Genomic DNA, 24640 nt, shown 5'->3' on the forward strand with positions numbered 1-24640 from the left:
TGCGATCCTTTGATCTTGCCCTTTAACCCTTGGCTTTCTTCTCCGCCGATTCCAGCTCCTTGAGACGCTGATCAATCAACTGGCACTTATCCGGCAAATCCTTGCTGGCCGTCTCCAGGTCCATCTTCTGCAACTCATCGTTGATCTCCTTGGCCTTGGCCGGGTTCTGCTCAGTGATCTTGGCGACTTCCTTGGCCAGCTGTTCGCGCTTGGCGGTGGCTTCATCGGGAGGGCAGGCCCAAACGGGGAGGGTGCAGGCGAGGGTGGCGGCGAGGGTGAGTTTGAGCAGGGTTTTCATAAAGTCAGGCCTCGGTTCCGATTAAGGCGGGTTATCCGGTTGAGGGCTGAAGGGTGGAAAAAGTTCAGTGACAGAAATGGGCGACCCACAGGTCACCGGATTTCATTCACTCCGCAGCCTGCGCTACCCGTCAACACCACAAATCCCCTGTGGGAGCGAGCCTGCTCGCGATGACTGAGTGACATTCAACTACGTAGAGCACGTGTCTTGATGGCAGGTATCCCCTTTTCTTTTTATCAGAGGATGATTACCTTTTTTATTTAGAGCTGCTTGCCGAGCAGGCCAACAAATAGGCGTGTGAAATTCACGCTTGGTGTCTGATGACTAATCATGTTCCTTTGTTGATTAGCCCTCATGAACACGGCAGTGCAAGTTTGCTTATGAGCAGCGCAATACATAAATCGTACATACGGACGTAGTGGGACTTTATTCGAGGGAAGCTTCCGTTCGGGAAACGTGGTTTTCCCCATTTTTACTAGGGTTTTTACTTGTTGTTAAGCCTTGTTCCTACGCACTTCCCTGGTTTTTTCAGCGATTCCCTTAGTGAACAAATTTCCTATGCGATTGTCGGGCGCCGGACGCAAAAACTGTGTATGGTTCGCGCCAAAATCTGTAGGGCATTTCGCTATGTCCGTTACTCTCACTTAAAGGAATTAAGTATGCGATTTTTTCGCGTGGCTTCAGTGTTGTCGTTGTGGGCGGCGGCGTTTTTGGTGCAGGCCGAGCAACTGCCGATCGAAGTGCTGAGTGCGGTGGTCAAGGACCAGAAGATCGCCGACGCCGAGCTGCTGTTGCAACGCAACGGCGCACAAAACGTGGTGGGTCGCACCAATGCTCAGGGCCAGGTCAGCCTGACCACCGAGTTTGCCGATGATGCCGGCAACCTGCTGATCATCAAGAAGCCCGGCTACTCCAATCTGGTGGTCAAGTGTCCGTGCAAGGGCATGACCTATGCCATCAGCCCGGTGATGCAGAACCTCGACGGTCTACGCGTGGTGCTGACTTGGGGTGCGACCCCGTCGGACCTCGACTCCCACATGATCTTCCCCGGCAACAACATCTATTTCGAAAACCAGCACGGTGATGATGCCAATCTGGATGTCGACGACACCACCAGCTATGGCCCGGAAACCATCACCCTGGAGAAGAAGCACTACGGCGAAAGTTACGTCTACGCCGTGCATGACTATAGCAATAGCGGCGAACCGGGTTCGCGCGATCTCTCCAACAGCCAGGCCAAAGTGTTCGTGTACATGGGCCAGTCACTGGTGCGCACCTATTACGTGCCGCAGAACCGCAGCGGCAACCTGTGGACCGTGTTCCGCATGACCGGCGGTGGCGACTTCCAGGACATCAACAGCATTACGGGTGCCAGGGTCGATGCGGCAAACGTGTTGAACGAAGTGTCGCCGTTGCTGGATGACAGCGTCGCCGTGACGGCGGTGGCTATCAGCGCTTCGGCACAGGCCGATGCGAAAAGCCTGAACACCAAAGGCGAAGCGGCCTACAAAACCGGAAATCTGCCGCTGGCAATCGACTTCTTCCGTCAGGCGATCGATCTGAATAACAGCTACGGTCAGGCGTACGGCAACCTGGGTCTGGCGTATCAGAAGGCCGGTAACACCGCCGAGTCGATCTGGGCCAACCGCAAGGCCATTGCCCTGGCCAGCGGCAATTCGGCCGCCACCGTGCGTGCCGGTTCCTACTACAACATTGCCCGTATCTATGAAGCGGCCGGTCAGTTCCCCGACGCCCTGCGTCATTACCAGTTAGCCAAGACGCAGAAGGCCAACCCGGTGTATGACACGGCCATCGAGCGCGTACAAAACCGTTGATCGCCTGGTGCTGATCTGACCCCCACAACGCGCCGCACTCCGGCGCGTTGTGCATTTATGGGGAGGTGAATCCGGCTACACCCCTCCAGGCAAGTGACCATCTCCTTCAATCAAAAGGCGAAACCTGACCATCGTCGCCGGCCGTAACGACGTCAACGCCGACAGCCTCAACGCCACCGCCCGTGCCGATGACGGCAGCGCCAAACCGCAATTGGCCATCGACTCCTCGGCCCTCGGCGGCCGGGGCGATCAAACTGATTGGCACCGAAGCCGGGGTCGGAGTGAAACTCGATGGCAACCTGGAGGCCAGTGGCGGGGATATCCAGCTCGATGCCAACGGGCATCTGAGCCTCGCGCTGGCGTTCACGCTGGCGGCCGACAGCCTCGACAACAGCAACGGCAAACTGCTCGGCAATCAAGCCGTGACCCTGCGTGTGCAGCAGGCGCTGACCAACGTCAAAGGCCTGATCGCTGCGGCAAACGTCGATGTACAGGCCGGTAGCCTGAACAACAACGGCGGCACCCTGACCAGTCGCACCGGCCTCGAACTTCGGGTTACCGGCCAGCTCGATAATCAGGGCCAAGGCCTGATCAACGCCACCCAAAACTTGAACATCAACACGGCGAGTTTAAACAACCAGAACGGCGGCTCGTTGCTTGGCAGCGCCATCGCCATCGATTTCAGCGGCGCCATGGGCGACCTGAACAACGCCAACGGCCTGATCACCACCACGCGGCGATCTGACAATCGCAGCCACGACGGTTAACAACGTCATGGATGTGTTGCAGTACACCGAGCATGAGAAAAGTGTCGCGACCATCACTCAGTTGTCGTGCACGCTGATCTCGTATGGATGTGACAGCCGTGGCGGTGGCCGCATCAACGGTCTTTGGGAAATTGCAGAAACCGATCGCTTGAAGGTCACGCTTCATTCTGAAGCAGCCTCGATCAACAGCGGCGCGGACCTGACGATTAACGCCGGCGAAGTGAACAACATCAGCAGCAACGTTACGGCCGCTGGGGATTTAACGATCACGGCGTCGACGATCAACAACAAGGGTGTGCAAGAGCAGGACATCGAAACCACCCGACGATTCGTGAGTTGGGTCAATGAAACCGCCTCGGCCATTCGAATGGCTGACCTCTTCACTCAACGAAACAATCCGACACCTTCGGCCACCGTCGAACAGGATATGAGCAACTTCCTGGCCTGGATGGGCGAAACACTGCCGACCAGCAGTCGCGTCATCAGCGGCGAATCCCTGGATGCCATCATCCAGGCGGGTGGAAACGTCACGCTCAATGCCACCCAGAACATCAACAACAGCGTGGTCCGCCCGTACTATGCCTATGTGGCAGCGGGTCGTACCCAACCCGATACCGGCGCGGGCAGTGGTTACTCGACGCGGATCCAGATTAATCAGCAGCTCACCCCCGATCTGGCCCAGCAACAAGTCAACCCGCTGGCGCTGCCTGGCTTCAGCCTGCCCACCAGCCAGAACGGCCTGTTCCGTCTGAGCCAGGAAAGCAGCGCCAACCCGACCGGCACCGGTCCGCAAAGCTGGACGCTTACCGGCGGCAAAGTCACCGCCGGTGCATCGTCTACGCCAGTCACCCTCAACCGCGTCCAAGGTCTGCCAAGCAACACCGGTAAATCCCAGCCGCACAAATATCTGATCGAAACCAACCCGGTACTCACCGACCTCAAGCAGTTCATGAGCTCGGATTACTTGTTGTCGAACCTGGGTTACAACCCCGACCAAAGTGCCAAGCGCCTGGGCGATGGCCTTTATGAACAACGCCTGATCCAGCAAGCGGTCGTGGCTCGGACCGGTCAGCGCTTCATCGATGGCCAGAACAGCGACGAGGGCTTGTTCAAATACCTGATGAACAACGCCATCGCCAGCAAGAACGCGTTGAACCTCAGCCTGGGCGTAACCCTCACCGCACAACAAGTCGCGGCCCTGACCCACGACATCGTCTGGCTCGAAGAGCACGAAGTGAACGGCGAAAAAGTGCTGGTGCCGGTGCTGTACCTGGCCAACGCCAACAATCGCCTCGCCGCCAACGGCGCGCTGATCCAGGGCCACGACGTGACCCTGATCGCCGGCAAAGACCTGAACAACGCCGGCACCCTGCGCGCCAGCCAGAATCTGGAGGCGACAGCCAAGAATGATCTGGTCAGCAGCGGATTGGTGGAGGCGGGCGCCCGATTGAATTTGTTGGCGACGAATAATCTGACCAACAAGGCCGGGGGCATCATCGCCGGGCGGGACGTGACGCTCACGACCACGAACGGCGATGTCGTCAACGAGCGCACAGTGACGGCCCACGACAGCAGCGTCGGCGACTACAGCCACGCACGCGACTTCGTGGACAACGCCGCCCGCATCGAAGCCGCCAACAAACTGGTGATCAACTCCGGTCGTGATGTGATCAACACCGGTGGTGTGCTGAAAAGCGGCGGCGACATGGCCATCGATGCCAAGCGCGACGTCAGCATCACCGCCGTGGAAGAACGCCACTCCGACAGCCGTACCAACTTCCTCGACTCGACCCTCACCCAGCACGGCTCTAGCGTCAGTGCGGGCGGTGGCCTGACAGTCAACTCCGGCGGCGACGTGACCGTGGTGGCGAGCAAGCTCGAGGCCAAGGGCGACGTGACGATGGACGCCAAAGGCGACCTGCTGTTCGCCTCCGCCGCCGACGAACAGCACAGCTACTTCAAGGACAAAAAGAAACCCGGCAGCAAGACCACGTCAATCAGATCGGCACCACCCTGGAGGCCGGCGGCAAACTGACCCTGAAGTCCGGCAAGGACATGACGCTGATCGCCAGCGACATCAGCGCCGGTAAAGAAGCCTACCTGCACGCCGACGGCGACCTGCAACTGCTGGCCGCGCAGGACAAGGATTACACGCTGTATGACATGAAAAAAAGCGGCAGTTGGGGCAGTAAAAAGACCCAGCACGATGAGGTCACACAGATCACCCACATCGGTACGCAGATCAAATCCGGTGGCGACCTGACGTTGTCCAGCGGTGGGGATCAGCGGTATCAGGTGGCGAAGCTGGAGAGTGGTAAGGACATCATTCTCGACAGCGGTGGGGCGATTGTTTTTGAAGGAGTGAAAGACCTTCACGACGAGAGCCACACCAAGAGTGATGGCGATGCTTTCTGGACCTCATCGAAAGGCAAGGGCAATACCGACGAGACACTGCGCCAGACCCAGATGATTGCCAAAGGCAACATCACGATCAAAGCCGTCGAAGGTCTGCGAATCGACCTTAAAGAGGTGAACCAGCAAACCGTCAGTCAGACCATTGATGCGATGGTCCAGGCCGATCCGCAATTGGCCTGGTTGAAACAGGCTGAAGCACGCGGTGATGTGGACTGGAGGCAGGTCAAGGAGATTCATGAGTCGTTCAAATATGAAACCTCGGGGCTTGGTCCGGCTTCTCAGATAATCATTGCGATTGTCATGGCCGCCATTGTCGGTCCCGCAGCCCTGAGCGCTTTAAGCGCCAGTATGAGCACCGCCTGGGCTGCGGGGCTTGCAGCAGTGGCCTCTGGTGCAGCAACGAATGCGACCACCAGCTTTATCAACAATGGTGGGAATCTTGGAGCAGTGTTCCAGGACGTGACTTCCTCTGATGCCCTCAAGGGATATGTGATTTCGGGTGTGACGGCTGGTTTAACAGCCAGTTTCTTTAAAGACATTCTTAAAATAACGACTAGCCCAACAGGGAAAGTTACCGTTGACCTGAGCAGCCTGGATGGGATTGGACGGTTTGGTGTTAATCAGGTGCTGCAAGGTGGAACGTCCGCGTTGCTGGGCAAGGCGTTGGGGGAAGACGTCAGCGTTAGTGATGTATTGAAAACTGCCTTGTTCAACACATTGGCGGCAGCCAGCTTCAATACGGTAGGTGACTTCACCAAAGGAGTAGCCGACGGCTCCCCGACTAAAGTCGTCATTCACGCGATGGTGGGCGGGCTTCTTTCAGAGGTTACAGACGGTGATTTTGCAACGGGAGCCTTAGCGGCTGGTGCAAATGAAGCGCTCATCGTAGACCTGAACAAACTGGTCGGTGGCAACCCTGACCTGCTCTCGATGGCGTCGCAGATCGTCGGGGTGTTAGCGGCGTCAACGCAAGGGGATGTTGATGCGGACACTTTGCAAACTGGGGCGTGGGTTGCCAACAACGCGACGCAGTACAATTGGCTGCTACACCACGAAACAGAGCAAATGCTTCGTGAAATCGACGAGCAGACGACTGAGGAGGGTAAGGCCGAGGTAAGGGAGCGATACGCTAATCTTGATGAAAGTAGAAACAAGGAGTTGCCAGCGCTCTGTAAGCGATCGTCCGATTTTTGTGATCGTCTTGCTACGCGTTTACTAGAGGACGACCCAAAATTAAGAGATTTAGCGAAGCAGCTGTCAGCTAGCGGTCAATACGAAAAAGCAACGGTTGTTGCAATGTTGATTGTCAACAGCAACGTTGCTGCTGGCAGTATCATCGCGACTGAACTGGCAGCTCTTTCTGAGGGCGAGAGTTCTCGATTCAAGAATGCCTTGGGTGCGACATTTTTGGGGGCTGTCAACGGAATCACAAGGCCAGGTGGTATAGGCACGAAAAGTGTCCCATTGGTATCCAAAGGAGGGGATGTAACTCCGGAAATCATTCAGAAAGCGCTGTTAGGTGATCCGGCGATCAGCGCTCAGAATGGTGTATCGTTGCCCGCAATTCAGCGTTATGTGGATAGGCTTTTGGCTGGTGATATTGCTCCCCCAATAAAGATGGATGGGAATGTTATTGTTGATGGGAATCATCGATATATTGCGGCAAAAATACTAGGTATGGATCCGGATGTAGTACCTGGTGCGTTGCCTCCAAATAAAACTGACCGAATTAAACCTATATCGGATATAAGTATTGATCCGGTTGATTGGGGTAATAAATGATTATTTTGAATTTTGAAGGCGGTGAGAGTTTGCAGTTGCATTTAGATAGTCTGAATGGTGCGGATTTCTCAGGAGCGAAATTGCATCGGGCAATATTTAATGGTTTAGAGTTGCGAGGTGCTATATTTGTTGGTGCAGACTTGCGAAATGCGAATTTTGAATTCGCAGTTTTAGATGGGGCCAATTTGCAGCGAGCTGGTCTTATGAATGCAAGTTTGAGAAGTGCTACTATGGTTGAAGTTGATCTGTCTTGGGTTGTGGCGGTTTATGCTGACTTTTCAAAGGCTGATCTATCTCAAGCTAATTTACAGTTTGCTGATCTAGCTGGTGTAGATTTTTCTGGTGCCAATTTGTGTGGCGCCAATTTGAATGCTAAGCGACTTGATAGTGCGATTTTTTCAGGTGCGACGTTTGATGGTCTAACAAATTGGCCTGCTGGATTCGATGCTAAAGGGGTAGGTGCAATTAGAGTGGCTTGAGGGACAGATGCGTACACACTATGTCTTTCTTGCCGGGGCAGAGAAAAGGAGACGGATTCTGAGGGATCCCCACAAATCTATTCTGACGCCCGTGCTTGTTGATGTACCTCGTCTCGCAATATTACGGGAAACGAAAAAGGGACAGATCTGAATGGCACTTACTTAGCAGCTAACCACTTGAGCTAAAAGCAAAAAAATGAAGAAGGGGCTGGTCTTGGTCTACGGTGATAGTTGCGAACACACACCGACGAACCAAGGACACAACCCCAATGAATCGTAGACGTCAAATTCTCCAGCATCAACAGCAACGTTTTCATCGACACGCTTCGAACTGTGATGCCTATGCTTTTTTCAACCTTCTCACTGCTCCCGAACTGTTACAGCGCGTCGAATCTGCATTGCCAGAATATCGGGAGCGACTGTTTCCGCCGACTGAAACGCTGTCTATGTTTCTGGCTCAAGCGATGAGTGCCGACCGTTCCTGCCAGAACGCCGTCAACGACTTGTCCATCAAACGGTCTTGTGGCGGCATGAAGCCCAATAGCATTCGCACGGGCGCCTACTGTAAAGCCAGAAAGCGCCTGCCTGTGGAAATGGTTTCCACGTTGGTTAGGCACACCGGTGCTTCGATAAGTGATAAAGCACCATCGTCGTGGCGCTGGATGGGACGGCCTGTTCGCCTTGTGGACGGTACGACGGTCAGCATGCCCGACACCGCGGCCAATCAGGGTGCCTATCCGCAGTCTCGCGGTCAGAAAGTCGGTCTTGGTTTTCCGCTGTGTCGAGTGGTTGGCATCGTTTGCCTCTCCAGCGGTGCCGTTCTAGATGCCCCCCTTGGGCGTTTCCGAGGCAAGGGTGGCGATGAACAGACGCTGCTCAGATCAATGCTCGACACGTTGAAAACAGGCGACATTTTGTTGGGCGACACTACGCAACTTATTTCCTGCTGTGCGAGTTGCAACGAAGAGGTGTCGATGGCGTGTTCGAACAATATGGCGCACGACGGCGCAGCACGGACTTTCGCCTGGGGCAAAGTCTCGGTTCGGAAGATCATCTGATCGAGTTGAAAAAGCCCGAAAGAAGGCCGCCCTGGATGAGTCAGGCGCATTACGAACAGGCGCCTGAAAGGCTGACAGTGCGAGAGCTGAAGGCTGGTGGAAAGACTTTGGTGACCACGTTGCATTGCCCAAAGCAGACACCAAAAACAGCCCTCAAATCGCTGTACAAAGGGCGATGGCATGTCGAGTTAGATTTGCGAAATCTCAAAGCCACGCTGGGACTTGGAAAGTTAAGCTGCAAAACCCCTGGCATGGCAGTCAAGGAGTTATGGGTCTACCTGTTGGCACACAATCTGATCCGAATGCTCATGGCACAATCGGCTCTATTGGCTGACTGCTTGCCTCGCGAACTGAGCTTCAAACATAGCCTTCAGCTATGGCTGGCGCTGCGACAATATGGCAGCCCTGAAGAAGAGGATGGCCTGTCAAATTTATTGACGCTGATCGCTCAAAGGCGCGTTGGAAACCGACCTGGTCGTATCGAGCCGCGAGCCATAAAACGAAGACCTCTAGCCTACCCCTTGCTGACCAAATCACGGCGGTCAGCAAGGGCGGATGTCAGGAAAAATGGGCACGCTAAACATGTTAAGTAAGTGCCATTCATATCTGTCCCCTTTTTTTCTTGATTTTGTCGGCAAGGGAATTGCACTTGCCGATATACCCTCAGTGGTGATGCAAGCAGTGAGTAAAGGTAGAATTGTTGACACAAATGGCTCTGCACCGGTCTAAGAAATATTTTACGGTGTTAAGCCAAAATATATTTCCGTAGGAGTGGGCTCCGATGGATATATTGTTCGATCCAATCCGGTGTCTGAGTGGAAGCCGCTAAAATGAAAAAAATTAGATTCGGGGTGTCATACTGTGCTCCTCCATTTTTTTGTGGAGATATAGATAAGATGGGGTGCATTGATTTTGAAGATATGAATATCCCGGATGAGTTGATTTCGGATATACGTATCTGGGATTCTGAGTATCAAAAAACGTTTTCGGAGGAGTATCCACCGAACTCTGGGTTTAAAACCGAGCAAGAAGTGATTCAGCACAATTTGCGTGGGACGGTACTTTTTGAAAGATTAAAGGGATCTCTAGGTTTCGATATGGATGTCGTATTCTTGCCGTTGACGTACGAGGGTTGAAGCGACTTGCTTAAACGGGCTGCGGAATAGGCAGAAGGGGGGCGAGAAAGGTGGGCGGATTTATTTGTTTGGTTTTATGCGGTGGGCCAGAAAATAAATCTGTCCGTTTTTTGGAAGGCAGTTATACAAAGTTGGAAAACTTTTACGAAAATACTTTGTGCGGCGAAAATTTGTGAGTGATGAAGGAAGGGAATAAAGAAGTGGATCTACTTCTAGATTAGTTCGGCTAATAAATTAGCCCTGTTTTTGTGCTATACGCGCTTGGGTCTGACAGTCCCCTATAGCGAACTCAGTATTTATGAAGCGCCGCTTTGATAAATATTTTCTCATCAGCCAAACATACGCTTTCAAGAACATTCAGACGTGAAAAGAACCACACTACTAACACTAACACTAACACTAACACTAACACTAACACTAACACTAACACTAACACTAACACTAACACTAACACTAACACTAACACTAACACTAACACTAACACTAACACTAACACTAACACTAACACTAACACTAACACTAACACTAACACTAACACTAACACTAACACTAACACTAACACTGACCCTGATTCTGGCATTACCAGGCTGCCATTCCAACGTCCGTGACTCTTCCCCCTGCCTGCTGAAAGACGGTGTCCAGCTGCACCAGAACAAGGTGGCCGTCGATGCGCAACACGCCAAAGGTCATCATGAAAGCATCAGGAAACACTTCCCCAGTAGAGTTCTCGATCCCTCGCGCAGCGGATCCCGACCAGCGTATGGAGGTGCTTGGAACGGTGGTGGATTCAGGTCAGGGCAAGGTGTTCGGCTGGATCGCCAAATTCAACGAAGCGGCCAACAGCGCCACGCTTAAACGCTTCCCAAAGTTGGAAGTACAGGCCGATTCCGATCAGCCGTTCCAGGTATCGGGTTATTCGAATGGCGTGGGTGTTGGGAATACCTATAGCTGCGGTCCGATCAAAACCACTTTCACACCAGAAAGAAGCAAGGTCTATTTGGTGGAGTTCCAGTTTGTTGGTAGAAGAACGCCACTCCGACAGCCGTACCAACTTCCTCGACTCGACCCTCACCCAGCACGGCTCTAGCGTCAGTGCGGGCGGTGGCCTGACAGTCAACTCTGGCGGCGACGTGACCGTGGTGGCGAGCAAGCTCGAGGCCAAGGGCGACGTGACGATGGACGCCAAAGGCGACCTGCTGTTCGCCTCCGCCGCCGACGAACAGCACAGCTACTTCAAGGACAAAAAGGAAACCCGGCAGCAAGACCACGTCAATCAGATCGGCACCACCCTGGAGGCCGGCGGCAAACTGACCCTGAAGTCCGGCAAGGACATGACGCTGATCGCCAGCGACATCAGCGCCGGTAAAGAAGCCTACCTGCACGCCGACGGCGACCTGCAACTGCTGGCCGCACAGGACAAGGATTACACGCTGTATGACATGAAAAAAAGCGGCAGTTGGGGCAGTAAAAAGACCCAGCACGATGAGGTCACACAGATCACCCACATCGGTACGCAGATCAAATCCGGTGGCGACCTGACGCTGTTCAGTGGTGGGGATCAGCGGTATCAGGTGGCGAAGCTCAATAGTGATCGGGACATCATTCTCGACAGCGGTGGGGCGATTGTTTTTGAAGGAGTGAAAGACCTTCACGACGAGAGCCATATCAAGAGTGATGGCGATGCTTTCTGGACCTCATCGAAAGGCAAGGGCAATACCGACGAGACACTGCGCCAGACCCAGATGATTGCCAAAGGCAACATCACGATCAAAGCCGTCGAAGGTCTGCGAATCGACCTCAAACAGGTGAATCAGCAAACCGTCAGTCAGACAATTGATGCGATGGTAAAGGCCGATCCGCAATTGGCCTGGTTGAAGCAGGCTGAAGCACGCGGTGATGTGGACTGGAGGCAGGTCAAGGAGATTCATGAGTCGTTCAAGTACAGCAACTCGGGGCTAGGGCCGGCTTCGCAGTTGATCATTGCGATTGCGTTGGCTGCCGTCATGGGGCCGATGATGGTCGGCATGAACGCGATGGTGCAGGCGGGCGCCTTGAGTGTGGCGACCAAGGCCACCGTCAGCACCATCGACAACCGCGGCAATCTGGGCAAGGTCATCAAGGACGTTACCTCGAAAGACAGCATCAAAGGTTATGTCGTGGCCGCTGCCACGGCCGGCGTCACGGACGGGCTCAATTACAACCCGGGAAAGATTGGGTTGGACGTCAAGAGCTTGAATACCGTGGCGATCAAGGTGACTGCCGACGCTGTGATCAAGACGGCAGTTTACGGAGGAAGCTTCAAGGACAATCTGGCCAGTTCGGCTGTCAGCGTAGCCGCAGGTATTGGTGGCGCTGTCGGGGCTGGAAAAATTGGCGATCTGCCCCTGCCAGAGGGCGGTTTAGCAAAAATTGTCTTGCATGCGGGTTTGGGTGGCTTGCTGGCTGAAGCGATGGGCGGTGATTTCCGCACCGGAGCACTGGCAGGTGGCGCCAACGAAGTGTTGGTCGGATTGCTCGGCGACAAACTCTTGCCTTCGAACCTTGTTCCGGGCTCTGCGGAGTACAACCAGGCCCAGGCCAACCTTCTCGCGCTTTCGCAAATTGTTGGTGTGCTAGGGGCGGCGGCTTCAGGTGGAGATGTCGAGGTTGGTGCTGCGGTGGCGGCGAATGCAACGCAGTACAACTACCAAGCTCACTGGAGCGATTTTGAAAAGAGCACTGATGGCTGCCGGAAGAATCCATCAAGTACAGGTTGCTCTACGATTTTGGGAATGGCGGGAGTCACGGCGCAGCCGCTTGAAAACGGTCTCGTCCAGAACCTTGACGAATCTGGTAACGCTGTCAGTTACACGATTCTAGGAGAAAATGGTAAACCGCTACTGATCATGGAGCCTAAGGAGTACGAGCTCTATCGTCAGCTTCCTGTGGCATGGCAGGAAGGGTATCTTACGGTACCGGCCTGGAAGCTGAATCTCGCCTCATCGATTCTACGTACGCAGAGCGGCGAGATAGCTTCTGGCGTGGATCATTATGGCTATATGCTTAGTGAGCCAGAATACTGGGTCGACCTCATTGTTGCGACGGCACTGAGCTATGCAGCGGAGCTTTTACCGCTAGTCGCAGGTGCAAAAGGAATCGAAGTAGCACCAGGTAAGTTTGATTATCTATTTGGTCGCGTCGCTAGCAACTCTCATAATGCCGCCCGTTCGAACCAGCTTGCGCTCGAAATGAAGAGGCTTGGTGTACCAGACAATGCTGCTGGTCGTCAGATGCTGACTGAACACTTGACGGCTTCTGCCAAAACTGAGGGAAATATCATAAATACTTTCTCCAACCAATACGGAAAGTTTGAGGTCAGAGAATCCTTGTTCATGGGACCATCAGGTAAGGCCGCTAATTTTCAGAGTACGTTCCAGGTTCTTGATGACGGGACTCGTAAATTGAGCACACTCATACCACTTCACTGAGGGCACTGTAATGAAATTTCCTAGCGAAAGTGATTTTTTGGAGGCGTTTGGTATCGAGCCTGTTGAGGTAGATCCAAGCTTGGCTTTATGTCGCTACATAAAAAAATCAGAAAATAGCGAGATTGAGATTGATATCTCGTTTAGTGCTGTGATGGAGTCATTTCAGGTTGTGTTGAGACTTGCTATGCAAGAACTGGCAACTATTTCGTCGGAAAACGTCAAGGTTATTGAGTTGGTGCGGGATAGCTCTGGGGCGGGAGTTCGGGTCGTATTTAATATTTGTGAGTCGACTTCAGAAGCTAGAGTTACATTTGAACCTGAGGTAAGTTGCCAGTGGTGGACATTGCGTAGCGTGTAAGTTGGTGCAAAACTGGGGCTGTTGTAGATGACGCGATTAATGTATTACCAGTTCCAAGACAAATAGATGCATCGTGGAGCGCGAGCAACAAGGGCGGTCTGTTGACAGGTATTGAACACGTAGTCTATCGTCATGGACCTGATTCAGGATTTGCGAATGTTAGTAAATTTTCGCAAGGTACATCTGTTAAAGACGTCTCTAGTTATGTTGATAATGCATTGAGATATGGGAAGGTAACTCCCAATGGTCCAAGTGGCCACGTTATTGAGTGCAACGCAGGCAAGGTGATTGTAATAAACGACTCAGGCGCTCCAACATCGACAATCAAAATAAATATTCGGGATGGTGTAATTCAGACCGAATTCCCGTACTAGTTAGGAATGGTTGTGAGCGGTAGCGGCACACTAATAGAGCGATTTATCGATCAAGAGTTGGACGACAGCATTCGCTCTATTTTGAAAGATGCCTTTGATGAGCGGATGCGCTCAGAGAGCGTTCTGCTGAGCGAGTTCGAGTTTAATTGCTTTGACGTTGCTCTGGATTTTGAAAAAGATATTGTCATGTTGCAAGATGTTCTTTCCGCAGGAGGGAGTAGCTCTCTTGATATACCGATGTGTGATTTTATCTCTGCTTGCGGTTTGAACGTCTCTTGTTAGTTGTAGTGGCCTAGAAGGACCTAGCACCGGCCTTGTGCGCAGGTGTAGAAAAGGGGACACCCATTAGCCAGTCTCAAGTCAAGGTTAAAAGCCACCTCGCCCTGCAGTTTTTAAGTGCTGGGTTTTCGTCTTTTCCCACCCGGCAGGTTGACCCCGTCGTGCCCGTTTTCTAATCGACCGAATCGTGCCTGGCACTCATATGGATCAGGCGGTCGCGATATAGCGATTGGTGCACTAGCCGAAAGTGCAGAAGAACGGGATGATGTTATGAAGGCTGTAGTAAATGCTGTTGATACTCGAGTTCTGCTGTCCTTTCAGTATGAGTCTATATGCGCAGTGAGAGATCGTGAGTTTTTGGTGTATAAGAAAATGATTGAGTGAATATCGGACGAAAAAAAATTAGAAGGGGATGGATATATTTATTTGGTATTGTGCATGGACCATAAAATAAATTTTTCTCCGATTTATTGGATTGGATATGGACAAGAAAATGTTTCAGCTCAGTGACATGGGAATATGGGGTCGCGGGCTCGTTTTTTCGTACGATACGATGCCGGATCACATCAGATTGTTATGCGCGAGGATGAAATATCAGAGCAGGAAGCCCGTAAAGCTTCGCTGAGTATCGAAGCCGCTATGAAAATGTTATTAGCTTTACAAAAAAATTGATACAGGCTGGTATCGATCCTTATGTGTCGAACGAAGTAAGTTTGATCCGGGAAGTAAGTTGTACTGGTTGGTAATGGAAAGATTTATTTGTATGCACTGTATGAAGCGGGCGACCTGCAGGTCGCCCGTTTTCTTTTTACTCCGCAGCCTGCGCCCGCAGCCGTCTGCCAATGACATCCATCAAATCACAACCATCCCGCAACGGTATAGCCAGCAGTTTGGAAAAGTCGGAAAGAACCACCGTGTCGCAACCGATCTCGGCGCGAAAGGCGATGTTTTCCAGCACTTGGGTGACGGTGCGAATGCGGTAGTCGGCCATGGCTTGCAGGACGTCGAGTGGAGCTTGGGTGTCGATGAGCAGGGAGGCCGGGATCAGGTCGATTCCGGTGAGGGGCATGTATCGATTCATTTGAAGATCTCTGTTTGATTGGCTAATGCCGTCACTCAGTCGTCGCCAAACGAAAGGGTGGCAGCTGTACGCAGGTTGGCGAACCGGTACAGAGAAACCGGCAGATCCGAAGATCTCCCGCGCACAGCCGCCATAAATAGCGGCTTTGCGGGTGCGTTGGCGCCTGCAATTAAGCTGATAGCCTTCGCATTCTCTATAATCAGGTCGCCAAACCTGAATCGCCATTTGGGCGACGGGCGGACTATAAGCTTCATCGTTCCAGCGGTGCAAGGCGCCTGATTCCGAGGTTGTTGTAGGGCGTTTTCCTAGCGGCAGCTGGGACGCGCCCTACAGAACTCGACGCAACCTTGTAAGCGAGCTTGCTCGCGATGGCGGTGCATCAGTCGACATCAATGTTGAATGTCAGTCAGTCATCGCGAGCAGGCTCGCCCCCACAGGGGATTTGTGGTGTTGGCGGATGTTGTGTTCAACCCGAACCAATGCCCGCGATGATTGCGGTCTACCCTCCATGACAGCAACTGCCCGATGCCTTGTCCTCATACCGGTCGTGATGCCTCACCCAATCCATGATCTCCTTTTCATTACGCCCCTTAGGCGTAAGGTCCAGATAGTTGTACGCGCCGACCAGCAGGTCCAAGCCTCGTGCATAAGTCGAATAGGTGTGGAAAATCTCCCCCGCTTCATTGCGATAAAACACGCTGAGCCCTGGGAGTTCTTCCTCGGCGCCGTCAGTTTTTTCATAGTTGTAGGTGGCTTTTCCGGCGGCGACGTCTTCGGCTCGGGCGCTGACGCCGAAGTCGTAGTTGAAGTCGCAGCCTTCCGACGAGATCCAGTCGAATTTCCAGCCCATGCGCTGTTTGAAGGGCTGGAATTCGGCGAACGGTGCGTGGGAAACCGCGACCACGACCACGTCATGGTGGGCCAGGTGTTGATTGGCGCCGTCGATGTGGTCGGACAGGAACGAGCAACCGGGACAGCCTTCATCCCAGCCAGCGGCGAACATAAAGTGATAGACGATCAATTGGCTGCGGCCGCCGAACAGGTCGGCCAGGCTCAGTTCGCCGTTGGGGCCCTGGAAGCGGTAGGGTTTGTCGATTTTCACCCAAGGCAGGGCGCGACGTTCGGCACTGAGTTTGTCTCGTTCCCTGGTGAAGGCTTTTTCGTGGGCCAGGTGTTGTTTGCGGGCGGCGAGCCATTCTTCTCGGGAAACGATCGGATGATTCTGAATGTTCATACTGATTTCTCCTGCATGCTTTGGCGAAAGTCGATCCGCGCAGAGGGGTAAACCGTCTTACACAGCCTAGTCGTTTGGCCTGCGCCCTATTCGACATACCGCCGGTCGGTAGGGCGCAATACCTCGGCTGAACGGCCGCTGTCCCTGTCGGTCACAACCTATGAAGGCCATCTCACTCGGGGACACCGGAGGTTGATCAGGATGACTTATAACTGGGATTTGATTGAACGCTTGCTGCATGAAGTGCAGAACGGCGCTGGCCACAGTTTCACCCCACGGCCTTATGCCGAGCAGTATGCGGCGTCGAAAGCCAACGCGGGCGAACCGTTCGAAAACCTGGATCACCTGAAAACAGTGGCTGGTGAGTACGAAAAGTTACTGCTGCTGCGGGGTTATATCGAGCCTCGGCCGGAGGACCAGGGTGGCAATGGCGAGAATTACATTTTGACGCCCCGGGGCTCGAGATTGTTGAGCCTGATCGACAGCAGCATTCCGGGTAATGAGCATCCACGGCAGGTGCTGGATGAGCAGGAAGATGCGCTGGAAGAGTTGACGTTTGATGAGCTGGCATCGAAGGCGCAGATTGCCTGATACCGCGTTTACCCCCTGTGGGAGCGGGCTTCCCCGCGAATGCGGTGTGACAGTCGACATGGATTTTGAATGTTAAACCGCATTCGCGAGCAAGCCCGCTCCCACATTGGATTGTGGTGTTCCGCTTAACCCTGCCGCGCCGCCTTCAGGCATTTCAAATCAGTGAAATCCTTGCGCACGCCTTCAATCTTCTTCAGCAACCGTTCACGCTGAATCGGTGTGCTCTCGGTCATTATGTCCACCAGCAACGCCCGAGCCTGGGCTTCGGTGTTGGCGTAGGCCTCGCGATAAGCCGGCGTCCACAAACTCTCGCGATTCACCAGAAGTGTCTCGATTTGCTGTGGGAATTCTGGACTTTGCCGATGCGCCACTGCCGCGCTGAATTGCTGTTGCCAATGGGCGCGGTTGGCAATCCATTGCTTGTTCTGATCACCCAAGGCATTTGACCAGGCCATGACCCGTTGCTGTTGGGTTGGGCTGAGCGGGCCGAGCCAGTCATTCAAGCGTTTCTCCATGCGCTTGCTCCGCTCTTTGATCTGTTGCTCCAGAGACGGTTTGAGGTAGGCCTCTTGGCGTTTGCGCTGGTCCTTGGCGAAGGCTTCGTTCATTTCTGCGACTTGCTTGTCATCAAGACCCTGCAACAGTTCGATGGCTGACGGAGTGATTTCCCGGGCGGTTTCGGCGATGGCCTGTTTGGCTTCCTGGGTGCGGGTTTGCAGTGCGGCGTCGGTGATTTGGTTGGCCTCGACCATGGCCTGTAAGCGATCCAGCCAGTCGAGGTAGCCGGGCAGTTGCGTGGTGCAGTGCCAGCTCAGGTGTTCCTTGAGGCGCTCGTTGAACCAGTCTTTTTGCTCGTGGTTCATCTCCAGGTAGTCGCTGAGCGTCCAGGGAATGATCACGTCGAGGTTGCGATAAGCAAGGCCTACGCGGCTGCACGCGGCGACGGTGAGGCTGAGGGTGATGATGACGCCGATCTGTTTCAACCAGTGCGACATGGCGAGTCCTTGCGAAGACCTGGTTTCTTTTGGGGTTCTCTTGTGTGATCGCGGGATGAGCCCGGCAGTTCAGCCGATTAATAGAAGCTGTGCGCAGCCTTGAGCGTCACCAGGCCGTCGCACTCGCTATTGTGGCCGGAATAGGCGGAGCAATCGCTGCCGCTCAGGCTTGAATCACTGTAGATCAAGTCCAGGTCGATGCCCATGAACGGCCGGGATAATTTCACTGACCAGTCGGTGAAACTGCCTACATACCCATCGTCGACGGACACCGGTGTGTTGAGTTGATGGGTGGTGTATTTCAGGCTGATCCCGATACCGAACGGTTGATTGCCACTGAGGTCGGCGAAAAGGGTGCTGTTCTGTTTATCCGGATCGTTGCTAAAGGCTGCGCCGAAGCGACTGCCCAGCAGGGTCAGGCCGCCGAATAGCTCCTGGCTGTCGAGGGTGTCCGCTTTCGGGTAGCTGTAATGGATCATGCCCACTTCATAGCCGAGGGAGTGATCGAAAGGCTGTTTAAAGCCCATGTAGGAATCGACTTCAAGGTTGCTCGACGGGCTCAGTCCCATGCTGGGGGACCATTGACCCACGTAGAAGCCGCTGTCGTGGCTCAGGTCGAGACCACCGTGGAACGAGCCGCTCGTCGACGGTTTGACCAGTCCTTGGGCCATGCTGCGGCTCGGGGTGGTGGCGAGCTTGAGATCGAAGTCGCCCAGTTCGCGCTGAAAGACTTGCGCATGGGTGACGGAACACCACAGCAGGCTGCCGAGCAGGAAAAGAGAGGGCTTGAACATGCGTCACTCCATGAACAGCGAGGAACAGGTTCTGAAAACCTGCTGAAACGCTTGATCCAGACACGTGCAAGCATACCGGCGAATGTTCGGCATCGAGGGCCGTTCGTCGATTTTTGAAATATTGATTTGTTTGATGGGGTATTGCGGGAGGGTTCCAGTCCAAGCGCTTCGAAGCTCAAAGCGCTTATGGACCAGTTAACGCAGGGGAAATTACTTCTTGCCCAGCGTGATCTGCTTGGATGGGCCGAACGTCTGGCCGCTGACGCCTTTGGCAATTTGCTGGATCTCGCCGCCGGACTTGAGGAACGCAGCGATCTGGTTGTTGATCGATTCGCTGGTTTCAACGGCTGGAGCTGGCTTTGCTTTGCTGTTGGATGCTTTTACACGCATGGCGGCCATTAACCTGTAGAAATTAACTTGGCCAGGCATAGTACAGGAAATACTTGACAATTGCTTGGTAAATATCCTCCCGAAATACACGTTGGAGAAACGCGATTCATCGCAAGTTATTATTCGCAATGTTCCCCTAAGCTGCTGTTTTAATTAAGAACCCAAGTGGGAGAAAAGCGCTTTTCGGATGGGCAGCCCCGGGTGCGAGGCACCCAAATGGTCTGACGAGTGGCCAAACGCACACGGCAAAACCCAGGAAAATTAAGCCCTTCCGCGGATTTTCTTGCGCCACCGGGCCGGCCACCGAACGCCACCCGCAAAAACGGGTAGAATGCCGCCCACGCAATGAGGGTATTGGACATGGCTTTAGTCGGGCGCTACAACAGTTTGCAAGTGGTTAAACACACTAACTTCGGTTTATATCTGGACGGTGGCGCGGACGGTGAAATCCTCCTGCCTAATCGTTATATCCCCAAAGATATTCCCAGCGAAGATGAAGACTGGCTCAACGTTTTTATTTATCTGGACAGCGATGACAAACTTATCGCCACCACCGAAAAGCCGAAAGTTCAGGTCGGTGAATTCGCCAGTTTGAAAGTTGTTGAAGTCAACAGCATCGGCGTGTTCCTGGATTGGGGGTTGCCGAAGGATCTGCTGCTGCCGTATTCCGAAGAAAAGCGCCAGATGACGGCTGGCGAGTATGTCGTGGTGCACGTCTACCTCGACAAACACACACGACGCATCACCGCGACGGCCCGTCTGGACCGCTACCTGGACAAGACTCCGGCCAATTACACCCCGGGTCAGGAAGTTGATTTGCTGGTGGCCGAAGCGACCGATATGGGCTTCAAGGCAATCATCAACAACAAGCACTGGGGTCTGATCCACAAGAACGAAATCTTCAAGTTCATGCGCGCCGGTAAAGAAGAGAAGGGCTTTATCAAAGAAGTCCGCGCCGACGGCAAGATCAGCCTGAGCCTGCAACCGGTGGGCGAAGAAGCAGCCACCAGTCTGAACTCGAAGATTCTTGCCAAGTTGCGCGACAACAACGGCACCCTGCCAGTCAGCGACAAGAGCGACCCGACGCTGATCAGCAGTATGTTCGGCGTCAGCAAAGGTAACTTCAAAAAGGCCATCGGTGCGTTGTACAAGAACGGCCAGATCGTCATTCACGCTGATCGTATCGAGCTCAGCTGACCCTACGCGCTCTCTGTAGGAGCTGCCGCAGGCTGCGATCTTTTGATCTTGATCTTTTACAGGCAAAAGATCGCAGCCTGCGGCCGCTCCTACAATATGCATCGGGCACAAACTCCCAGGCTCACCACGAATCCAATGTGGGAGCGAGCCTGCTCGCGATCGACTGCGCAGCAGTCACCCATCTCTTTGTATACATAATGTCCTGCACCATTTGTAGGCGCTGACGCCCTGTTCATGGGCATTACCATCCCCTCTACGTCTTAAAGCCTTTCCTCTGAACAGAGTTGAAAGCCAGACTTGTCGCATCTTTAGAGCGGATGGCACGCATTCTGCGTAGTAATTCGTATACAAACCATGCCGGCTCCCGTACGCAGTGTGGTCGCCACATCAATCTCGGGGGCCGCGCCTGTACTTTCGAGGAGCCCTGCGATGACCGAGCAATTGCCCAACGGCTACAGCCCACGCCTGTATAACCAGGACTTGGGGCCGCTGCCGCAGAAATGGAATTGGTACAATATCTTTGCCTTCTGGATGAGTGACGTGCACAGCGTCGGCGGCTATGTGTTCGCCGCCAGCCTGTTTGCGCTTGGGCTGGCTAGTTGGCAGGTGTTGATTGCCTTGCTGGGCGGGATTTGCATCGTGCAGTTGATCGCCAACCTGGTAGCCAAGCCGAGTCAGCAAGCAGCGGTGCCATATCCAGTGATCTGCCGACTGGCGTTCGGGGTGTTTGGGGCGAATATTCCTGCGGTCATCCGCGGCCTGATTGCGGTGGCCTGGTACGGGATTCAGACGTACCTGGCGTCCAGTGCCCTGATCATCGTCGTACTGCGGTTTTTTCCTTCAATGGCAGCCTACGCCGAACCGCACTTTGCCGGTTTGTCCTACCTCGGCTGGTTCGGTTTCCTCAGCCTGTGGTTCGTCCAGGCGCTGGTGTTCTGGACTGGCATGGAGTCGATCCGCCGCTTCATCGACTGGGCCGGCCCGGTGGTCTACGGCGTGATGTTCCTGCTCGCCGGCTGGATCGTCTGGCAGGCCGGGTGGAGCAACATCAGCTTCACTCTGGCGGAAAAATCCCTGTCTGGCTGGGAAGCTTTCGGCCAAGTGATCGTGGCAACGGCGTTGGTGGTGTCATACTTTTCCGGTCCGACCCTGAACTTCGGTGATTTCAGTCGCTACTGCCGCAGCATGAATGACGTGCGACGTGGCAATTTCTGGGGCTTGCCAATGAATTTTCTGGCGTTCTCGCTGGTGACCGTGGTGATCGTTTCCGGCACCTTGCCGGTGTTCGGTGAAATGCTTCACGACCCGATCGCCACCGTGGCGCGCATCGACAACAGCGTAGCGGTGCTGCTCGGCGCCTTTGCTTTCGTCACCGCCACCATCGGCATCAACATCGTCGCCAACTTCGTGTCCCCGGCGTTCGACTTCGCCAACATTGCCCCGAGCAAAATCAGCTGGCGCGCCGGTGGCATGATCGCCGCCGTGGCTTCGATTTTCATCACCCCGTGGAACCTGTTCAACAACCCCGAAGTGATTCACTACACCCTCGACGTGCTGGCGGCGTTCATCGGGCCGCTGTTCGGGATTCTGCTGGTGGATTACTACCTGATCAAAAAGCAGCAGATCGACGTCGATGCGCTGTTCAACGACGGCCCGAGCGGACGTTATTACTACAGCGGCGGGATCAACTGGACGGCGGTCAAGGCGTTGATTCCGGCCACCCTGATGGGCGTAGCAATCACGTTCATTCCAGTCCTGCAACCGATGGCCAACTTCGCCTGGTTTACCGGCTGCTTCCTTGGCGGCGCCCTGTACTTCGCGCTGGCCAAGCGCGAGCAGGCACAGCAGTCGGCGGCGCTGGTCATAGCGGGATGACGCAAGCGGCGATTTAAAGGTCTTTTGCAGACACCTTTTTCTGTCCATCTGGTTAATAATCGACAGCATAATTTTTCGCCCCGGCACTCTGTTCAGCCAGAAGGCCGGGGTTTTGCTTTTACTGTCGAGTCACTGCCATGGATTGTGTTGTCGAGGTGTTCCGGTGAGCGCCACTCGGCGTAGCGCCGATGGATTTGCCCTGCAGGTAATGGTCGGGCTGTGCCTGATCTGGGGCGTGCAGCAGGTGATGATCAAATGGGCGGCACCCGACATCGCGCCGGTCATGCAAGCAGCGGGGCGGTCGGGTATTTCCGCGTTACTCGTAGGATTGTTGATCTGCTGGAAGGGCGGTTGGGATCAGGTCGGTAATACCTGGCGCGGCGGCTTGCTGGCGGGTGCGTTGTTTGGCCTGGAGTTCTTCTTCATTTCCGAAGGCCTGCAATTGACCACGGCGGCGCACATGTCGGTGTTCCTCTACACCGCGCCGATTTTCACCGCGTTGGGCGTGCATTGGCTGCTGCCGAGTGAGCGTTTAAGACCGGTGCAGTGGCTGGGGATTTTTCTCGCTTTCATCGGCATTGCCATTGCGTTTGCCGGGGGCGTGTCCTGGGATAACCTCGACCATCGCATGCTGATGGGCGATGCGTTGGGCGTGCTGGCCGGCGCATCTTGGGGGGCGACCACCGTGGTGGTACGTGCCTCGCGTCTGTCGGAAGCGCCGGTGACCTTGACGCTGTTTTATCAACTGATCGTCGGCTTCGTTGGTCTGCTGTTGATCGCGATCCTCAGCGGGCAGGTCAGCCATGTCAGCCTGACCACTGTTGCCGTGGCCAGCGTGCTGTTCCAGGGATTGGTGGTGTCGTTTTTCAGTTACCTGACCTGGTTCTGGCTGCTGCGTCGTTATCTGGCGGCAAACCTGGCAGTGTTTTCGTTCATGACGCCGCTGTTCGGCGTCACGTTCGGTGTGGTGCTGCTGGGCGAAGAACTGAGCCTCAACTTTGTGATCGGCGCGGTGCTGGTTCTGCTCGGGATCACTTTTGTGAGCGCAGAGCAGTGGGTCCGCCGTCGTTTGCGCAAAGCACTTGGGCAACCCTGACCGGGCGCAGCAACAGGCCTCCTGCGATGAGCAAACCGCTGCCGGCAATCACCAGCGCGGGTTGCAATCCACCGCTGAAATGACTGCTCAGCGCTGCCAGCAACGGACCGCTGAGTTGCCCCACGGCAAAGCACGCGGTCAGCAGCCCAGCGTTGCGCTGGGTGGCATGGGGCGCCAGTTCCCGGGAGCGCTGCATCACCAGTTGCATGCAGGCCAGGAACGGCCCACCACACAGGATCACCCCCAGTGCCAGGCCGGCACCGTTGCCCAACAGGCAGGCGAAGACCCCGGTCGCCTGCAACCACAATGTTGCCATCAGCCAATGGCGAGTGGCATTCGGGTTGTGCCGACGCAGGCTCACCAACACCACTCCGATTGCTGCCGCCAGGCCGAAGCATGGCCAGAACAGATCGGCTTGCCATTGCCCATGGAACTGCGCGCTGGCCATCTGTGAGAGGAAAGTGGCCGGGATGATGTAGCCCAAACCGTATAACCCATAGATCACCGGTAACCGTCCGACACCTTGGGTGCCCGATGTAACGGCAGACGGTGTCGCCGTAGAAAGGGCGGCCGGTTGCGGCAAGAACGGCAGAATCCCCAGCAGCATCACCAGCCCGACACCGGCATACACCAGCCACAAGGTCGCAGACGTCTGACCGAGCAGGTTCGAGCCCAAGGCTAACAATCCTGTCAGAAAAATCCCCAGCCCCGGCCCGGCAAAGACCAGCGCGCCGAGCCGTGGACGACCGGCCGCCGCTGCCAGCGGTTGGCTCAATGCGGTAATCATCACCAACACCCAGGCGCTGGCCACGCCCGTGCCGAAACGCAGTACCAGATGCGACCAGAATCCGTCTGCCCAGAACGAGGCCAGGGTCAGCAGCACACAGAGCCACAAACCACCGAGCAGGCGCCGACGAACCTGGTCGGGGCAACGGGCGAACATCGCGTCCACCGCGCCGACGAAGTAGCCGAGGTAGTTGGCAGCGGCAATCAGACCGGCGGCAGTCAGGTCGATCTGGCCTTCGCTGAGCAAGTGCGGCAGTTGCGGGGTCAGGGCGAAACGCCCGATGCCCATGGCCATCATCAGGGCGATAAAACAGGCGGCTAAGCGAATCAGAGGAGACATGGTCTGAGTTCCG

The 24640-nt window shown here is 54.7% G+C and carries 16 protein-coding genes and 4 pseudogenes; 13 read left to right on the plus strand and 7 right to left on the minus strand.

All coding sequences use genetic code 11. The features are described 5' to 3' along the window. Positions 1-22: 22 nt before the first annotated feature. On the minus strand, positions 23-298 hold the full coding sequence (locus AB4O41_RS24075) for a hypothetical protein (protein ID WP_367372621.1): 276 nt from the start codon (positions 296-298) through the stop codon (positions 23-25). Between the two features lie 659 nt (positions 299-957). On the opposite strand from AB4O41_RS24075, the gene AB4O41_RS24080 reads away from it, so the two are divergent. From AB4O41_RS24080 to AB4O41_RS24120, 9 genes and pseudogenes are all read left to right on the plus strand, one after another. Next, positions 958-2133: a tetratricopeptide repeat protein gene (locus AB4O41_RS24080; protein WP_460144950.1), complete on the plus strand. Its 1176-nt coding sequence runs from the start codon at positions 958-960 to the stop codon at positions 2131-2133. A 118-nt stretch (positions 2134-2251) separates the two neighbouring features. Then, positions 2252-6269 (plus strand): annotated as a pseudogene (locus tag AB4O41_RS24085) (DUF637 domain-containing protein); the annotation flags it as partial. Positions 6270-7093: 824 nt separating this feature from the next. After that, positions 7094-7576 carry a pentapeptide repeat-containing protein gene (locus AB4O41_RS24090; RefSeq protein ID WP_460144951.1) on the plus strand — a complete coding sequence of 161 codons (483 nt, stop codon included), beginning with the start codon at positions 7094-7096 and terminating at the stop codon, positions 7574-7576. 269 nt (positions 7577-7845) lie between these two features. Further along, positions 7846-9227: pseudogene (locus AB4O41_RS24095) on the plus strand (IS4 family transposase). A 222-nt stretch (positions 9228-9449) separates the two neighbouring features. After that, positions 9450-9770 (plus strand): hypothetical protein, encoded by a 321-nt coding sequence (locus tag AB4O41_RS24100; protein WP_460144952.1) that lies wholly within the window; start codon positions 9450-9452, stop codon positions 9768-9770. Between the two features lie 561 nt (positions 9771-10331). Then, a pseudogene (locus AB4O41_RS24105) lies at positions 10332-10857 on the plus strand (hypothetical protein). After that, positions 10790-13237: pseudogene (locus AB4O41_RS24110) on the plus strand (DUF637 domain-containing protein); the annotation flags it as partial. The pseudogenes AB4O41_RS24105 and AB4O41_RS24110, both read left to right, overlap by 68 nt. Before the next feature lie 10 nt (positions 13238-13247). After that, on the plus strand, positions 13248-13595 hold the full coding sequence (locus AB4O41_RS24115; RefSeq protein ID WP_460144953.1) for a hypothetical protein: 348 nt from the start codon (positions 13248-13250) through the stop codon (positions 13593-13595). 380 nt (positions 13596-13975) lie between these two features. Then, positions 13976-14251 (plus strand): hypothetical protein, encoded by a 276-nt coding sequence (locus AB4O41_RS24120; RefSeq protein ID WP_460144954.1) that lies wholly within the window; start codon positions 13976-13978, stop codon positions 14249-14251. A gap of 805 nt (positions 14252-15056) precedes the next feature. Here AB4O41_RS24120 and AB4O41_RS24125 read toward each other — a convergent pair. Together AB4O41_RS24125 and AB4O41_RS24130 are read right to left on the minus strand one after the other, a co-directional pair. Beyond that, positions 15057-15329, minus strand: a complete 273-nt coding sequence (locus tag AB4O41_RS24125) for a hypothetical protein (protein ID WP_129442062.1) — start codon at positions 15327-15329, stop codon at positions 15057-15059. A gap of 499 nt (positions 15330-15828) precedes the next feature. Continuing rightward, a complete protein-coding gene (locus AB4O41_RS24130) occupies positions 15829-16563 on the minus strand; it encodes a DUF899 domain-containing protein (RefSeq protein ID WP_460144955.1) in 735 nt (244 codons plus the stop codon). A 201-nt stretch (positions 16564-16764) separates the two neighbouring features. Here AB4O41_RS24130 and AB4O41_RS24135 point away from each other — a divergent pair, with 201 nt between their 5' ends. Then, positions 16765-17154, plus strand: coding sequence for a transcriptional regulator (locus AB4O41_RS24135; protein ID WP_460144956.1), 390 nt, complete (start codon positions 16765-16767; stop codon positions 17152-17154). A 125-nt stretch (positions 17155-17279) separates the two neighbouring features. Here AB4O41_RS24135 and AB4O41_RS24140 read toward each other — a convergent pair whose 3' ends face one another. The 3 genes from AB4O41_RS24140 to AB4O41_RS24150 all read right to left on the minus strand — a co-directional run bounded on the left by AB4O41_RS24140 (position 17280) and on the right by AB4O41_RS24150 (position 19342). After that, a complete protein-coding gene (locus tag AB4O41_RS24140; protein WP_460144957.1) occupies positions 17280-18149 on the minus strand; it encodes a DUF6279 family lipoprotein in 870 nt (289 codons plus the stop codon). Positions 18150-18226: 77 nt separating this feature from the next. Beyond that, positions 18227-18943, minus strand: a complete 717-nt coding sequence (locus AB4O41_RS24145) for a TorF family putative porin (RefSeq protein WP_460144958.1) — start codon at positions 18941-18943, stop codon at positions 18227-18229. A 210-nt stretch (positions 18944-19153) separates the two neighbouring features. Further along, entirely contained in the window at positions 19154-19342 is a 189-nt protein-coding gene (locus AB4O41_RS24150) for a hypothetical protein (protein WP_017337097.1), read from the minus strand. A 351-nt stretch (positions 19343-19693) separates the two neighbouring features. On the opposite strand from AB4O41_RS24150, the gene AB4O41_RS24155 reads away from it, so the two are divergent. The 3 genes from AB4O41_RS24155 to AB4O41_RS24165 all read left to right on the plus strand — a co-directional run bounded on the left by AB4O41_RS24155 (position 19694) and on the right by AB4O41_RS24165 (position 23501). Continuing rightward, a complete protein-coding gene (locus AB4O41_RS24155) occupies positions 19694-20530 on the plus strand; it encodes a CvfB family protein (protein WP_030131899.1) in 837 nt (278 codons plus the stop codon). A 429-nt stretch (positions 20531-20959) separates the two neighbouring features. Further along, entirely contained in the window at positions 20960-22405 is a 1446-nt protein-coding gene (locus AB4O41_RS24160; RefSeq protein WP_460144959.1) for an NCS1 family nucleobase:cation symporter-1, read from the plus strand. Between the two features lie 163 nt (positions 22406-22568). Next, positions 22569-23501, plus strand: coding sequence for a DMT family transporter (locus AB4O41_RS24165; RefSeq protein ID WP_460144960.1), 933 nt, complete (start codon positions 22569-22571; stop codon positions 23499-23501). On the opposite strand, the gene AB4O41_RS24170 is transcribed toward AB4O41_RS24165, so the two are convergent. After that, positions 23437-24627, minus strand: coding sequence for an MFS transporter (locus tag AB4O41_RS24170; RefSeq protein WP_460144961.1), 1191 nt, complete (start codon positions 24625-24627; stop codon positions 23437-23439). The two genes, AB4O41_RS24165 and AB4O41_RS24170, sit on opposite strands and share 65 nt — an antisense overlap. Positions 24628-24640 lie beyond the last annotated feature (13 nt).

Source organism: Pseudomonas sp. S2_A02, assembly GCF_054668495.1.